Source organism: Streptomyces sp. NPDC104831, from assembly GCF_055583025.1.
The window spans coordinates 70,413-84,284 of sequence record NZ_JBVJOT010000014.1 but is presented as its reverse complement, the minus strand read 5'-3'; the positions used below and the strand labels follow the sequence as shown (position 1 = coordinate 84,284).

The 13,872-nt window shown below is 76.1% G+C and carries 10 protein-coding genes; 3 read left to right on the top strand and 7 right to left on the bottom strand.

Translation table 11 applies throughout. The annotated features are described in order from the left end of the window. Window positions 1-21 precede the first annotated feature (21 nt). Entirely contained in the window at window positions 22-1,518 is a 1,497-nt protein-coding gene (locus ACZ63H_RS12640) for an MFS transporter (protein WP_469864161.1), read from the bottom strand. A gap of 80 nt (window positions 1,519-1,598) precedes the next feature. On the opposite strand from ACZ63H_RS12640, the gene treY reads away from it, so the two are divergent. Then, window positions 1,599-3,965, top strand: coding sequence for a malto-oligosyltrehalose synthase (gene treY / locus ACZ63H_RS12635; RefSeq protein ID WP_469864160.1), 2,367 nt, complete (start codon window positions 1,599-1,601; stop codon window positions 3,963-3,965). Window positions 3,966-4,397: 432 nt separating this feature from the next. After that, window positions 4,398-5,648: a M14 family zinc carboxypeptidase gene (locus tag ACZ63H_RS12630; protein WP_469864158.1), complete on the top strand. Its 1,251-nt coding sequence runs from the start codon at window positions 4,398-4,400 to the stop codon at window positions 5,646-5,648. 112 nt (window positions 5,649-5,760) lie between these two features. Here ACZ63H_RS12630 and ACZ63H_RS12625 read toward each other — a convergent pair whose 3' ends face one another. Beyond that, a complete protein-coding gene (locus tag ACZ63H_RS12625) occupies window positions 5,761-6,174 on the bottom strand; it encodes an SSI family serine proteinase inhibitor (protein WP_469864157.1) in 414 nt (137 codons plus the stop codon). Between the two features lie 105 nt (window positions 6,175-6,279). Further along, window positions 6,280-6,831 (bottom strand): FHA domain-containing protein, encoded by a 552-nt coding sequence (locus ACZ63H_RS12620; RefSeq protein WP_469864156.1) that lies wholly within the window; start codon window positions 6,829-6,831, stop codon window positions 6,280-6,282. A 177-nt stretch (window positions 6,832-7,008) separates the two neighbouring features. Between ACZ63H_RS12620 and treZ the strand changes: the two genes are divergently transcribed. Continuing rightward, on the top strand, window positions 7,009-8,754 hold the full coding sequence (gene treZ, locus ACZ63H_RS12615; RefSeq protein ID WP_469864154.1) for a malto-oligosyltrehalose trehalohydrolase: 1,746 nt from the start codon (window positions 7,009-7,011) through the stop codon (window positions 8,752-8,754). A gap of 16 nt (window positions 8,755-8,770) precedes the next feature. Here the strand turns inward: treZ and ACZ63H_RS12610 are convergent, their stop codons facing one another. From ACZ63H_RS12610 to phsA, 4 genes are all read right to left on the bottom strand, one after another. Continuing rightward, on the bottom strand, window positions 8,771-9,706 hold the full coding sequence (locus ACZ63H_RS12610) for an aminoglycoside phosphotransferase family protein (RefSeq protein ID WP_469864153.1): 936 nt from the start codon (window positions 9,704-9,706) through the stop codon (window positions 8,771-8,773). Window positions 9,707-9,760: 54 nt separating this feature from the next. Then, on the bottom strand, window positions 9,761-10,888 hold the full coding sequence (locus ACZ63H_RS12605; RefSeq protein ID WP_469864152.1) for an aminopeptidase P family protein: 1,128 nt from the start codon (window positions 10,886-10,888) through the stop codon (window positions 9,761-9,763). Window positions 10,889-11,101: 213 nt separating this feature from the next. After that, window positions 11,102-11,650, bottom strand: a complete 549-nt coding sequence (locus tag ACZ63H_RS12600) for a PDZ domain-containing protein (protein WP_469864150.1) — start codon at window positions 11,648-11,650, stop codon at window positions 11,102-11,104. A 333-nt stretch (window positions 11,651-11,983) separates the two neighbouring features. Continuing rightward, window positions 11,984-13,852: an O-aminophenol oxidase PhsA gene (gene phsA / locus ACZ63H_RS12595; RefSeq protein ID WP_469864149.1), complete on the bottom strand. Its 1,869-nt coding sequence runs from the start codon at window positions 13,850-13,852 to the stop codon at window positions 11,984-11,986. Window positions 13,853-13,872 lie beyond the last annotated feature (20 nt).

Below are 13,872 nucleotides of genomic sequence, written 5' to 3'. Positions count from 1 at the left end.
GCGTGGCGGACACGCGGCCTCCTAGCGGGGCCGCGTGTCCGCCGCGCGCGCGTGGAGCGCGTGTCCGGGCTCGCCCGCGTACGTCGTCGGGCGCACCGTCAGGGCGAGGACGAAGGCGAGCCCGGCCGCCGTGCTCGCGGCGGCGAAGGCCGCGGTGGGACCGTGCGCCTCCGCGAGGCGTCCGGTGACGGCGACCGCCAGGGCCTGGCCGCCGACGAGGGCACTGGTGGCCACGCCCATCGTCTCGGCCAGCCGGGACGGCGCGACCGCGCGTTCCAGGAGGCCGAAGACGGTGATCAGGTGCGGGGCGTAGGCGACGCCGAGGACGGTGACGACGGCGTACAGGCCGGGCAGGCCGCTGGTGGCGGGCAGCGGCAGGGACAGCGCGAGCGCGGCACCGGTCGCCAGCCGCCAGCGCGTCCTGGCCCCGACGCGCTGCGGCACGGCGGCCATGGCGAGCCCCGCCGCCGCGCTCGTCACCCCCATGGCGGCGTACACCAGCCCCGCCTGTTCCTCCTGCCCGAGCCGCCCGGTGAACGCCGTGATCCCCGCCTGGCAGGCGCCGAACACCGCCCCCTGGAGCGCCAGCGCGGCCAGCAGACCGGGCAGGCAGCGGGGCATCGGGGGGCGGCGCCCGCCACAGGCGCCCGGGTTCCCGGGCGCGGCTGCGGGCGCGCCCGGGAACCCCGGCTCCACGCGTGCGCGCGCGGACGCGTGGGTCCGGCCCGACTCCCCGCGCGCGTGGGGAGGCGCGTCGACCGGGGACGGCTCCGCGCGCGCGTGCGCGGGCGTGTCGGACGGGCCCGGTGCCCGTGCGGGTGCGTCACGGGCCGGGCGCCCGTCGGCGGGCGCCTCGGGCCGGCCGGGGGCCCGGTGGGCGGGAGTCGTCGCGCGGGCGGTCGGGTGGAGGGCGAAGGCGGTGCCGCAGGTGGCCACCAGGGCCGCCGCGGCGGCCATCGCGCAGGCCGGATGGGCGAGGACCGCGGCCAGGCCGACGAGGGCCGGACCGAGGACGAACGACAGTTCGTCCAGGGTGCTCTCGAAGGACAGCGCGGCGCCGACCGTCCCCTCGGAGGCGCCCGAGCGGCGGGCGAGGGCGACCAGGCGGGCGCGGGCCAGCGGGCCGACGAGCGGCACGGTGGCACCCGCCGCGGCCCCCAGGACGGCCAGCGCCGGCGCCGGCAGCCCCGCGAGCGCGCCGGCGACGAGCGCGGCCACGGCGACGGCGTTGGCGAGCGAGAACGCGAGCACCACCGTCCGCTGGCCGTGCCGGTCCGCGAGCCGCCCCACCAGCGGCCCGCAGGCCACCTGGCCGAGCGCGAGCGCGCCCCCGGTCAGACCGGCCGTGGCCAGCGAACCGTCCGTGCGGGCGACGAGCAGCACGCTGCCGAACTGGATGGTGGCCGTGGGCAGCCGTCCCAGGAACGACACGCAGGGCAGCAGCGGCCCCGTCAGCCCGATCACCCGCCGGTAGGCGTCCGCCGCGCGGTCCCGCCCCGGCTTCCCCGTCATCCCCATCGCTCGAACCTAGACACGCGGGCGTGATCCGGGCACCGGCCGATGACACGAAAGGCGGCGAGCGGGGTACGTAGGTTCCCATGACTTCTGCGCGACCCGGACCGGGAGTGCCCACGGCCACCTACCGGCTCCAGCTCCAGCCCGCGTTCCCGTTCGCCGCCGCCGAGGCGGCCGTACCGTACCTGGCGTCGCTCGGCGTCTCGCACCTGCATCTGTCCCCGGTCCTGGAGGCCGTTCCCGGCTCCACGCACGGCTACGACGTGGTGGACCACGGCCGCGTGCGCGCGGAACTGGGCGGTGAGGAGGGCCTGCGCGCGCTGGCCCGCACCGCGCGGGAGCACGGCCTCGGCCTGGTGGTGGACATCGTGCCCAACCACATGGCGATGGTGCCCCGCCACAACCGCGCCCTGTGGGAGGTGCTGCGCGAGGGACCGGGTTCGCCGTACGCGCGCTGGTTCGACATCGACTGGGAGGCGCAGGGCGGCCGGGTGCTGCTGCCGGTGCTCGGCGGCCCGGTCGGCTCGGAGCTCGAGCGGCTGCGGGTGGACGGCGACGTGCTGCGCTACCACGACCACGCCTTCCCGCTGCGCCCCGGCACCGAGCGGCTGCCGCTGCCGGAGCTGCTGGACGCCCAGTGGTACCGCCCGGTGTGGTGGCGGCTGGCCCGCACCGAGCTGAACTACCGCCGGTTCTTCAGCATCTCGGAGCTGATCGGGCTGCGGGTGGAGGACCCGGAGGTGTTCGACGCCACCCACGCCACGGTCCTGCGGCTGCTGGAGGAGGGCGTGTTCGACGGGCTGCGGATCGACCACCCCGACGGCCTGGCCGACCCCGACGGCTATCTCGCGCGGCTGCACGAGGCGACCGGCGGGCGCTGGACGGTCGTGGAGAAGATCCTGGCCGACGGCGAGCGCCTGCCCGCCTCCTGGCCCGTCGCCGGCACCACGGGCTACGACGCCCTGCGGCACATCGACGGCCTGTTCACGGACCGCACCGGCGCGTACGAGCTGCTGGGGCGCTACCGGGCCTACGCGGCGCCGCAGACCGACCGCGGCGGCAACTGGGAGGCCACGGTCCGGCGCGCCGCGTACAAGGTGCTCACCCACGAGCTGGCCACGGAGGCGGACCGGCTCACCCGGGTGGCGGCCCGGCTGTGCGCCGCCTCGCCCGACCTGTCGCTGCGCGACCGCGCTCCCTGGGCGCTGCGCACGGCCGTGGAGGAGCTGCTGGTCCGGATGCGGGTCTACCGGCCGTACGCCTCCACCGACGCCTCCGCCGTGATCACCGAGGAGGCCGCCGAGGAGGCCCGGCTGGCGTTCGTGGTGCCGGAGGAGGCCGAGGCGGTCTCCGTGGTGCGCCGGCTGCTGGTCGAGCCGCCCGACCCGGCGGCGCCGGACCACGCCGACCGGGTGGAGTTCCGTACCCGGTTCGCGCAGACCGCGTCGGCGTTGCGCGCCAAGTCGGTGGAGGACACGGCCTTCTACCGCTACGTGCCGCTGCTGTCGGCGACCGAGGTGGGCGGCGACCCCGGCAGCCCGGGCGTGTCCCCGGAGGCGTTCCACGCGTACTGCGCGGGCGTGCGCCGCGACCGGCCGCTCACCGGCACGGTCGTCACCACCCACGACACCAAGCGCAGCGCGGACGTGCGCGCCGCGCTGGCCGTGCTCACCGAGTGCCCGGACCGCTGGGCGGCGCTGCTCGCCGAGGTGAGCCTCGCCGAGGAGGGCGCGCCGGACGGACAGCTGGCCTGGGCGGCCTGGCAGACCGTGTTCGGGCTGGGCCCGGCCGAGGAGGACCGCGTCCAGGAGGCGCTGCTCAAGCACGTCCGCGAGGCGGGCATGTACACGAGCTGGACCGAGCGGGAACCGCCGTACGAGGACGCGGTGGCGGCCTTCGTCGCCGCCGGGCCCTGCGGTCCGCCCGGCATGCGGGTGGCCGCCTTCCGCAAGGCGCTGGAGCCGCACGTGCGGGCCAACGTCCTCGGCACCGCGCTGGTGCACCTGACGATGCCGGGGGTGCCCGACGTGTACCAGGGCACGGAGGGCGAGTACCGGGCGCTGGTGGACCCGGACAACCGGCGGCCGGCGGCGCTGCCTCCCGAGGCGCCCGGCGAGAAGGGCGCGCTGACCGCGGCGGCGCTGCGGCTGCGCGCCCGGCGCCCGGACGCGTTCGGCGCGGACGCGTCGTACGACCCGCTGACCGCCGAGGGACCGGCGGCCGACCACTGTCTGGCGTTCGCGCGCTCGGGCGAGGTGGTCACGGCGGTGACCCGGCTGTCGCTGCGGCTCGCGGAGGCGGGCGGCTGGCGGGAGACGCTGCTGCCGCTGCCGCCGGGCCGCTGGGCCGACGTGCTCGTCCCGGGCCGGGAGTTCACCGGCCAGGTGCGCGTGGCGGACCTGCTGGACGGGCTCCCGGTGGCCCTGCTGGAACGCGTCCCGGAGGACTGAGGGGACGGGCCGGGCACGGCGGACGGGCGGCCGGCGCTCGCGGGGCACCGGGTGTGCGGGGCGCGTTCACGGCCGCCCCGTACCGGTGGCGTGCCCGGGACACCGGCCGTACCGGTGGCCCGCTCGCGGGCGCCCCCGTACCGAGAGCGCGCGGAACGCCGGCCGTACCGGTCGATCGCGCGGGACGTCCGCCGTACCGGTAACGCGCCGGGTGGACGGCCGGCTAGCCGTACTCCCGGCGCCGTCGGGCTGCCCCTCGCGCGTTCGGGGGGCGTCCGTCGTCCCGGTGGTGCGCTCGTGGCACACAGTGGAGCGGGTCCCACCGGTTCCGCGCCCCCGCGCGCCCCCGAGAGCCTCCCCCCGCCGACTGCTTGACAGTTCCCCCGTGGCGTGCGGGACTGGGAGGGCGAAGCCGGGCGGACTAGTCGGGGGGTGGGTCCTCTGCCGGAGCTGCGCTATCCCAGCGTTCCCGAACTGGTGGCCCGCGCCCAGGCGTTCGCAACCCTGGAACCCGGGCTGTGCGCGTTGCGCCAGGTGGGTGTCTCACGCGCGGGAAGACCCCTGCACCTGCTGTCGGTGGGACACGCCCGCCGCGCGGTGCTGGTCGTCGCCGGCGCCCACGCGAACGAGCCGACGGGCGGCTCCACCCTGCTGGTGCTCGCCGAACGTGTGTTGTGCGAACGGGAATTGAGGACCGGCACCTCCTGGCACTTCCTGCTGTGCGCGGATCCCGACGGCGCGAGTCTGCACGTGACCCCGGCGCCGCGCAGCCTGCTCGACTACCACCTCGGCTTCTACCGGCCGACGGGCGCGGAGCAGCCGGAGTGGTCGCCGGCGGTGCTGCCGCCGGACCGGCTGCCCCCGGAGACCCGGACCCTGACGAGGGTGATCGACGAGTTGCGGCCCTACCTCCAGGTGACGCTGCACGGCACCGATCTGGGCGGCAGCTGGGTGCAGCTGACCAAGGAGGTGCCGGGCCTCGCCGAGCCGTTCGCGAAGTCCGCGGCGGAGCTGCACATCCCGGTGGAGACGGGGGCCTCGGACGCGGCGGGCTGGCCGGCCTCCGGCCCCGGGGTGCATGTGATGCCCGGCCCGGAGACGGGCGTGCCCTATCCGAGCATGCCGGACGACGCGCGGCACAGCACCTGGTACCACGCGCACCGGTACGGCGGTCTGACGGCCGTGGTGGAGGTGCCGATGTGGGCCAGCGACCTGGTGGACGACCCGGCCCCGCACCCGGAGCCCGCGGCGGCCCTGCGCCACCTGGCCACCCGGCTGCTGCGGGACGCGCGGCAGGTGGAGCGGGTCCTCGCCGAGGCACTGCCCCGGCTGGAGGGCGTGGACGGACCGCTGCTGCGGGCCGCGCGGTGGGCGCTGGAGCTGATCCCGGGCCTGGCCGAGGACTGGGCGCACACCTCCCCGGCGGGCACCACGATGGCGTACGTCGGCAGCGTGGACGCCTTCGGCCGGCGGCTGCCGCTGCGGGCCGCGGCGATGCTGCTGCGGGTGCTGCGGGAGGCGGACGACCGGTCGGCGCCGCGTCTGGAGCGGCTCGTGGCCGCCTGGTGCGACGCCTTCGCGCAGCGGTTCCGGGCCCGCTGGGTCCCGCTGGAGGACCAGGTGGAGCACCAGTCCCGGACGGTGCTGGTGGCGGCGCGGCAGGCCCGGGAACGGGTGGCGTGAGCCGGGCGGCCCCGGCCGGTACGCCCCGCCCGCGCCAGTCCACCGCCCGACCGCGGCCCGGCGCCGGGCATCAGCCGCTGAACCCCGGCCGCTGCACCTCAGCCGCCGGACCTCAGCCGTCGAGGGCGAAGACGTGACGGGTGCGCGCCCGCATGACGCACGCGCTGGTGTACGTCTCCCGGAAGTCGACCGCCCTGCCGTTCCACCGCCCGAGCGCCCGGGTGGTCACCGGGGCGTAGATCATCGGGCAGAAGACGTTCTCGGCCGGGATGCGACCGATGTCACCCTCGGCCGCCCCGAGTTCGGCGCACGCCTCCCTCGCGCGGGCGTGCCACCGAGGCGGGTCGCAGCGCAGCAGCGCGCCGCGGGGGACGCCCGCGCGGGCGTTGCCCCGGGTGACCGTCAGGTAGAGCCAGGTGTCCGCGCGGGCCTCACGGGTGGCTGCCCGGGCGGGTCCCGCGGTGAGGAGTGCCGCGACGGCCAGCAGGGCCGCGGCCATCGCCTTCGCTCTGGTGAGGTGAGTCATGCCGGTTGCATCGGCACGGCGGCCCGCCTTCCCGAGGGCCCCTCACCCGATCGGGACGGCAAAAGGGCCTCGCCGGTCGCCAGTTCGAACGGGCCGGCCGGCGTCCTAGCCCACCGAGAGCCGGAACGCCATCCTGCCGAAGGCGACCTGGTCGCCCTCGCGGACCACGACCGCACCGGTCACCCGGCGGCCGTTGACGGTGGTGCCGTTGGTGGAGCCGAGGTCCTTCAGCACCCACAGGCCGTCCTGGCGGCGGAGTTCGGCGTGTACCCGGGAGACCGTCTCGTGGTTCAGGCGCAGCCCGCTGGCGGGGTCGCGGCCGATCCGCAGCGGGTGGGTGTGCTCCGGGTGCGGCAGCAGCAGCTTGGGCAGCCGCTCGGCCTGCCAGGCGCGGCGCAGCCGTACGGTGAACCCGGACACGGCCTCGACGGTGCCGAGGACCGCGCGGGAGAACCGGTTCTCCTGGGGCAGGTCGGCGACGAGGACGGCGAGTTCGTCGGAGCGGCGCGCGGCGAGCGCCAGTTCCATGCGGCGGACGAACGTGTCGTGCGAGAGCCGGCCCATGGCGACGCCGTCGCGCAGTACCCGCAGCGCCTTGTCGCGCTCCGTGTCGGACAGCCGCGCGGGGTAGGTGGAGAACTCGAAGGACGACGTCACGCTGGTGATTGTCGGACAGTGAACCCCGGGTGTCCACAAAACGCGGAATCGGTGCCGTCGGGGCGGTACTTCCGCGACACCGGCTCGCCGCGGGCGAATTGACGAGCGGAATGATCGTCCGGGACGGCACGATGGGGGCGCGGGACATCACGGTGAGCAGACGAAGGGGAACCGTCCGTGCAGTTCGAGGTGTGGGCACCGCAGGCAGACCGAGTGACGCTCCATTGCGAGGGCGCCACGCGCGCGTTGGCGCGCGACCCCGCGCGCGAGGGGTGGTGGACGGGTGAGGCGGAGGCGGCGGACGGTGCGCGCTACGGGTTCGCGCTGGACGACGGTCCGGTGCTGCCCGACCCGCGCTCGCGCCGCCAGCCGGACGGCCCGGACGGGCTGAGCGCGGTCGTGGACCACGGGCGTCACGAGTGGCGCGCGCGGTGGGCGGGGCGCGGGCTGCCGGGCGCGGTGCTGTACGAGCTGCACGTGGGCACGTACACCCGCGAGGGCACCCTGGACGCCGCCGCCAACCGGCTGGATCACCTGGTGGAGCTGGGTGTCACCCACGTGGAGTTGATGCCGTTGTGTCCCTTCCCGGGACGGCACGGCTGGGGTTACGACGGGGTGTCGCTGTGGGCGGTGCACGAGCCGTACGGCGGACCGGAGGCGCTGAAGCGGTTCGTGGACCGGGCGCACGGACTGGGGCTGGGCGTCGTCCTGGACGTCGTCCACAACCACCTGGGCCCGTCGGGCAACCACCTGCCGCGGTTCGGGCCGTACTTCACGGACACGCACACCACTCCGTGGGGGGCGGCGGTGAACCTGGACGCGTCCGGCTCGGACGAGGTGCGGGCGTTCCTCGTCGGCAGCGCGCTGGCGTGGCTGCGGGACTACCGGATCGACGGGCTCCGGCTGGACGCGGTGCACGCGCTGTACGACACGCGCGCGCGGCACTTCCTGGAGGAGCTGTCTGCGGCCGTGGACGGCCTGGCCGAGGAGGTGGGCAGGCCGCTGTTCCTGATCGCCGAGTCGGACATGAACAACCCGCGGTTCATCACCCCGCGCGCGGAGCAGGGGCTCGGGCTGCACGCGCAGTGGAACGACGACTTCCACCACTCCCTGCACACCGCGCTGACCGGTGAGGCCCAGGGCTACTACGCCGACTTCGCGCGGGAGCCGTTCGCCGCGCTCGCCAAGACGCTCACCCGCGGCTACTTCCACGACGGCACGTACTCGTCGTTCCGGGGCCGGCACCACGGCCGTCCGCTGGACCGCGCGCGGGTGTCCGGGCACCGGCTGCTCGGCTACAGCCAGACCCACGACCAGATCGGCAACCGCGCCCAGGGCGACCGGCTCGCCGCGCTGCTCTCCCCCGGCCTGCTGGCCTGCGCGGCCGCGCTCACGCTGACCGCGCCGTTCACGCCGATGCTGTTCATGGGCGAGGAGTGGGCGGCGGGCACGCCCTGGCAGTACTTCACCGACCACACCGACCCGGAGCTGGCCGAGGCGGTACGGCGGGGCAGGCGGCGGGAGTTCGCGGCGCACGGCTGGGCCGAGGAGGACGTGCCGGACCCGCAGGACCCGGCGACCCGGGAGCGGTCCTGCCTGGACTGGTCGGAGCCGGGACGCGAGCCGCACGCGCGGGTGCTGGACTGGTACCGGCGGCTGATCGCGCTGCGCCGTGCGCAGAGCGACCTCACCGACCCCGACCTCGCCGCCACGCGGGTGGCGTACGACGGGGAGGCCCGCTGGCTGGCCTTCAGGCGCGGAGACGTGCGGGTGGCGGTGAACGCCGGCAAGGAGAGCGCGGCGATCCCGCTGGGCACCGGCCGGGTGGAGGTCCTGGCGGCCTGGGAGCCGGTGCCGGCGCCGGGACCGGACGGTCTGCTGCACGTGCCCGGCGAGTCGTGCGTGGTGCTGACGGGGAGCTGAGGCCCCGGCGGCTTGCTCACGGCCCCGGCTCGTCCTTGGGGAGGTCGGTGACGCGCTCCAGCAGGATCGGTTCCCAGGCGCGGCGCAGCCGGGTCCGCAGCAGGGGCAGCTCACCGCCGGCGCGGCCCTCCAGGTGGTCGGCGAGCCCGATGACGGTGTCGCAGCGGGCCAGCCACAGGCCGCGCAGGCAGGGGCGGGCCCCGTAACCGGCGAGGGTGGCGGCGCGGACGGCCGCCGGGGAGCCGACGGCGACGGCGAGCCCGGCGATGTCCTCGGCGGGGTCGCCGAGGGCCGCCCGCGTCCAGTCCAGGACGCCCCGCACCCGGCCGTCGGCGCTGACCAGCACGTGCGCGCCGGTCAGTCCGTGGTGGGTGAGGACGGCCGCGCCGGGCTGCGCGCCGAGCCGGGCCGCGTTCGACGGGGCGAACTGGTGCAGGCGCGCGGCGTCGAACTCGTCGGCGGCGGCGAGGCCTTCGGCCGCGTGCACGGCCATCCGGCGCAGCGCCTCCAGCGAGCGCGGCGCGGCGCGGGGCACGCCGAGTGCCTCGGCCTGGCGTGCGGACACCGCGCGCAGCCCGGTGAGCAGCCCGGCGAGGTCGGCCTCGCCGAGGGCGGAGACGTCGTGCTCGTCGGCCGTGCCGCCGGGCACCCGGGTGTCGAGGGTGTAGGCGAGACCGGGCGCCCAGTCGCCGTGCGCGACGCTGACCGGGACGGCGACCGGCACCTGCGGGCGGACCAGGTCGCGCAGCCGCAGCTCCCGGCGGCGGCGCGCGGACGCCTCGCGGTCGTGGGCGAGGCGCAGCACATGGCGGGCGCCGATCCACCAGGTGTGCTCGCGCTCCTCGCTCACGGGCCGCACGTCGGGCCCCCCGGTGCCGTCGCGGCCCTCCTTGAGCAGCGAACGGACCAGTCGGCGGACGGTGTCCGCGGTGGGTGTCGGTGCCTGGGTCATGGGTGCGGGCGTCGCCGTTCCGGTGTCGTCGGGGTGGGGTCTCGCGGGGCGTCCTCAGTCCACTGTGACCAGCTCGCGGGTGGTGTTGTTCAGCCGCCGGCCGCCGTCCCCGGTGACCGTGACGATGTCCTCGATGCGCACCCCGAAGCGGCCGGGCAGATAGATCCCGGGCTCCACGGAGAAGCACATGCCGGGCACGAGGGGCCGCTCCTCGCCCTCGATCATGTACGGCGGTTCGTGCGTGGTGACGCCGATGCCGTGCCCGGTGCGGTGGATGAAGTACGGGCCGTACCCGGCGTCGGTGATCACCGCGCGGGCGGCACGGTCGACGTCCTGGCAGGCGGCGCCGGGGCGTACGGCCCGGTAGCCGGCCTCCTGGGCGGCGCGCACCACGTCGTGCACCCGGCGCTCCTCCGCGGTGGGTTCGCCGACGTGGACCGTGCGGGTGGTGTCGGAGCCGTAGCCGTCCTTCAGGCCTCCGAAGTCGAGGACGACCATGTCGCCGGGCCGGATGACCCGGTCGCCGACCTCGTGGTGCGGGTTGGCGCCGTTGGGGCCGGAACCGACGATGGTGAAGTCGACCTGTTCGTGGCCGAAGCGGCGCAGCAGGGCGGCGAGGTCCCGGCCGACGTCGGACTCGCGGCGGCCGGCGAAGGGCAGCTTCCGGATCTCCTCGAACGCCTGGTCGGCGGCGGCTCCGGCGGCCGCCAGGAGGTCCAGCTCGACCTGGTCCTTCACCGCGCGCAGCATGGGCAGGGCGTCGGTGAGGGCGGCGTAGGAGGTGCCGGGCAGGGTCCGCTGGAGGCCCAGCAGATGCATGGCCCAGGCGTTGTCGCTGATGCCGAACCGGCCGCGGTCGTCGAGGAGGGCGGCCGTGAGGGCGTAGGGGTCCGTGCCGTCGGTCCAGTCGCGCAGGGTCAGCGCGGGTGCGCCGGGGGCCTGCTCGGCGTCCGGGGCCTCCAGGGTGGGCACGACGAGGACGGGGTCGCGGCCGGGGGCGAGGACCAGCACGGTCAGCCGCTCGGTGACGGCGGTGGGGGCGTAGCCGGTGAGCCACACCAGGTCCGGGCCCGGGGCCACGAGCAGTCCGGCGAGGCCGGCGTCGGCCGCGGAGCGCACGGCGCGTTCCATGCGGGCCCGGTAGTCGGCGGCGGTGAAGGGCGCGGGCGTGGTACCGGTCATCCGGGCCTCCGGGCGCTGCGGGGGAAGGGGCGCGCTGACGTCTCGGGCAGCATCCTGCCCGCCCGGCCGGATCCACGCGACCCGATCCTGGGAACGGGCGTTCGGCGGCACGCGGGGAAGGGGCTGGGCATGGGCCCATGATGACGCGTGGGACGGATGGTGACCAGCGGATTCACCGGGTCCGGTGGGGCGCTGTGCCGGTTCGCGGAGGGGTCAGGTGACCAGCCCCGGGGTCACCGTCAACTGCTGGAGGGCACCGCTGTGGTGGCGCACGGTGAGCGGCAGCGCCTTTCCGGGCAGCGAGCGGGTGACGGCGCGGGCGAGGTCGGCGGCGGTGCCGACGCGGGCCGCGCCGAGCCGGAGCACGACGTCCCCGCGGACCAGGCCGGCCGTGTAGCCGGGGCCGGGCACGTGGACGGCGACCACCAGCGCGCCCGTCTGCTCGCCGTCGGCCACTTCCACGCCGAGGGTCGCGCCGGGCGGGGCGGGGTCCCGGGGGGCGGCGGGGGACGCGGGGCCGGGCGGTGGGCCCTGGCGGGGCGGCCCGCCGGGTCCGCCGACGCCGGTCATCGTGGCGCCGGCCATGCCGATGCCGATGCCGCAGAGCAGCAGTACGGTGCCGGCGCCCGCGCCGAGCAGCAGGGTCCGCAGCCGCCGTGCGCGCCGGGGCGCGGCGTGCGGGCGGCCGGCGGGGCCCGGGGCGCCCTCGTCCTGCCGGTGCTGACCGGGGATCGGCTTGGGCCGCAAAGCGGTCGGTTCCATGGTTCGCTCGCCTCCGACCGGTGCTCTACCCGGGCGGGCGGGCCGTGACGAGACACGAAAGGGTGAGATTGCCCGGCGGACGGCGGAGGGTAGCCATGTCCGACGGGCCGGCACCCCGACCCACGAGCATCCCCTCCCCTCGGGGCGCCGGTGTTCCGGCCGGAGCCGGCGGGCGGCGGCGCGGACCCGCACCCGGTGATCCGGGTGCCGGTCCGCGCCGCGGTTGAGCAGGCGGCACCCGGCCCGCCCGCACGGCGTGCCCCCGGCCGGCCCGCGCACCGCGCCCCGGCCGGCGTGGCCGTGCCCGCCGTCCCCGGCCGGGGCCGCCGTCCCTCAGCCCGTGTGGCCGTGGCCGTCGTGCGCCCCGTCGTGGGAGAACCTCAGGGCCTCGGGCGGCATGACGACGAAGGGCCGCATCATGCCCATGTCCTCGTGCTCCAGCAGATGGCAGTGGTACATGAACCGGCCGTACCCGCCGTCGAAACGGCCCATGATCCGCAGCATCTGGTTGCCCGGCACCCGGAAGACGTCCTTGTGGCCGTGCTCGTTGGGCGCGAGCGGGATCGCCCTCCCCGCGTCGTACCGGATCGGGGTGCGGGTGCCGCCGGCCGCCGGGTCGAAGCCGGAGACGTCGTAGGCGTCGCGGCCGAGCAGCTGGAAGTCGGCCAGGTGGATGTGCATCGGGTGCTCGATGGGGGCGAGGTTGAGGAAACTCCACTGCTCGTGGCTGCCCTCGCCGATGGTGAAGCCGAGGCCGTCGTTGAACGTGCGCGCCGTGCGCCGGTACGTCTTCGTGACGCCGTCGGGCCCGGTGACCTGCACGATGCCGTCGGCCGGGAGCCGGAGGCCCGCCGGGCGCTCGGTCTCGGTCATCTCCCAGATCTCCGGGTGGCCGCCGGCGCCCTTGGTGGCGGGCGGGGTGAGCAGGATCAGGCGGTGGCCGTGCGGGATGTCGTGGGTGAGGCGGCGGAAGGAGCCGGAGAGCACCTCGGGCAGTTCGAAGGCGTCCTCCTCGCACGTCTCACCGACCCGGAACTGGAGCACGTCCGGGTACGCCACGTCCCCCTGCGGGTCGGGCTCCCCGGCGGGCCGGTTCGGTCCCTTGTTCACCAGGCGCAGGGTCCGGCCGGCCAGGCCGCGGAAGTCGATCAGCAGGTCGAACCGCTCGGCCGGCGCGGCGGTCAGGTCGGGCAGCTCCGCGTCGAAGTCGACCGGCACCGGGCGCGGCAGCAGGCCGCCATCGCTGCCGATCTGGTGGACGATGCCCGGCACCGGCTCGCCGTCCTCGTCGATCAGGACGAGGTGGAAGATGCGCGCGTTGGAGGCGTTGACCAGCCGGAAGCGGTACCAGGCCGGGTCCACCTCGGCGTACGGCCAGATCCGGCCGTTGACCGTGGTGTACGGGCCGGTGAACGGGAGGGAGACCGGCTTGCCCGTCTCCGGGTTGCGGTCCTGGACGATCACCGTCTTGTGCAGCAGCCGGCCGTTGAGCCGGCCGTCCTCGTCGGTGTCGATGTTGCGGTCGGCGAGGAGCAGCGGTATCTCCCGCTCACCGGAGGGCAGACGGAGGGCGTCCTCCTCGTCGTCCCGCACGAGGTAGGTGCCGTACAGGCCCGCCATCACGTTCCAGCGGGTGATGTTCATGGCGTGGTCGTGGTACCACCACTGCACCGCCTGGTGGTCGTTCGGGTACTCCGACAGCTGGGCGTCGCCGGTGCCGACGGCGTTGTCCGTCCAGCCGTCGTTGCCGCCGCCGGTCTGCGCGCCGTGCAGGTGGGTGACCACCCAGGCGGGCAGGGCGGCGACGTCCTTGTTCGGCTCGGCGCCCCCGCGGCCGGGCTCGGTGCCGGGCTGCGGACGGCCGTCCGTGCGCAGCCTCACCTCGACCGCGGTGACCGGGTGCTCGCTCTCCTTGGGTATGCGGTTGGTCCAGGCGATGCGGACCCGCCTGCCGCGCCGCACCTCGATGGTCGGCCCCGGCACCTGTCCGTCGTAGCCCCACATCAGGGTCGGCGGCAGCTGCGGGTGGAGCCGCACCCAGGTCGGGCGCAGCGCGATCTCCGTCTCGCGCAGGACGTCGTCCGTGGCGGGCCGCAGGACGGGCGGCACGGTCAGCGGCGCGAGGTACGGCGTCAGTTCGTTCGTGGTCGGTGCGGGCCCGCGCCCGGTGTCTGCGGCGAGCCTCTCGATCGTCTCGGTCAAGGCCGAACACCCCCCGTGTT

Excerpts from the sequence above, each read along its gene's own strand:
- ACZ63H_RS12640 (WP_469864161.1), bottom strand. The coding sequence starts at position 1,518 with ATGGGGATGACGGGGAAGCCGGGGCGGGACCGCGCGGCGGACGCCTAC.
- treY (WP_469864160.1), top strand. The coding sequence starts at position 1,599 with ATGACTTCTGCGCGACCCGGACCGGGAGTGCCCACGGCCACCTACCGG.
- ACZ63H_RS12625 (WP_469864157.1), bottom strand. The coding sequence starts at position 6,174 with ATGACTCACCTCACCAGAGCGAAGGCGATGGCCGCGGCCCTGCTGGCC.
- ACZ63H_RS12610 (WP_469864153.1), bottom strand. The coding sequence starts at position 9,706 with ATGACCCAGGCACCGACACCCACCGCGGACACCGTCCGCCGACTGGTC.
- ACZ63H_RS12605 (WP_469864152.1), bottom strand. The coding sequence starts at position 10,888 with ATGACCGGTACCACGCCCGCGCCCTTCACCGCCGCCGACTACCGGGCC.
- ACZ63H_RS12600 (WP_469864150.1), bottom strand. The coding sequence starts at position 11,650 with ATGGAACCGACCGCTTTGCGGCCCAAGCCGATCCCCGGTCAGCACCGG.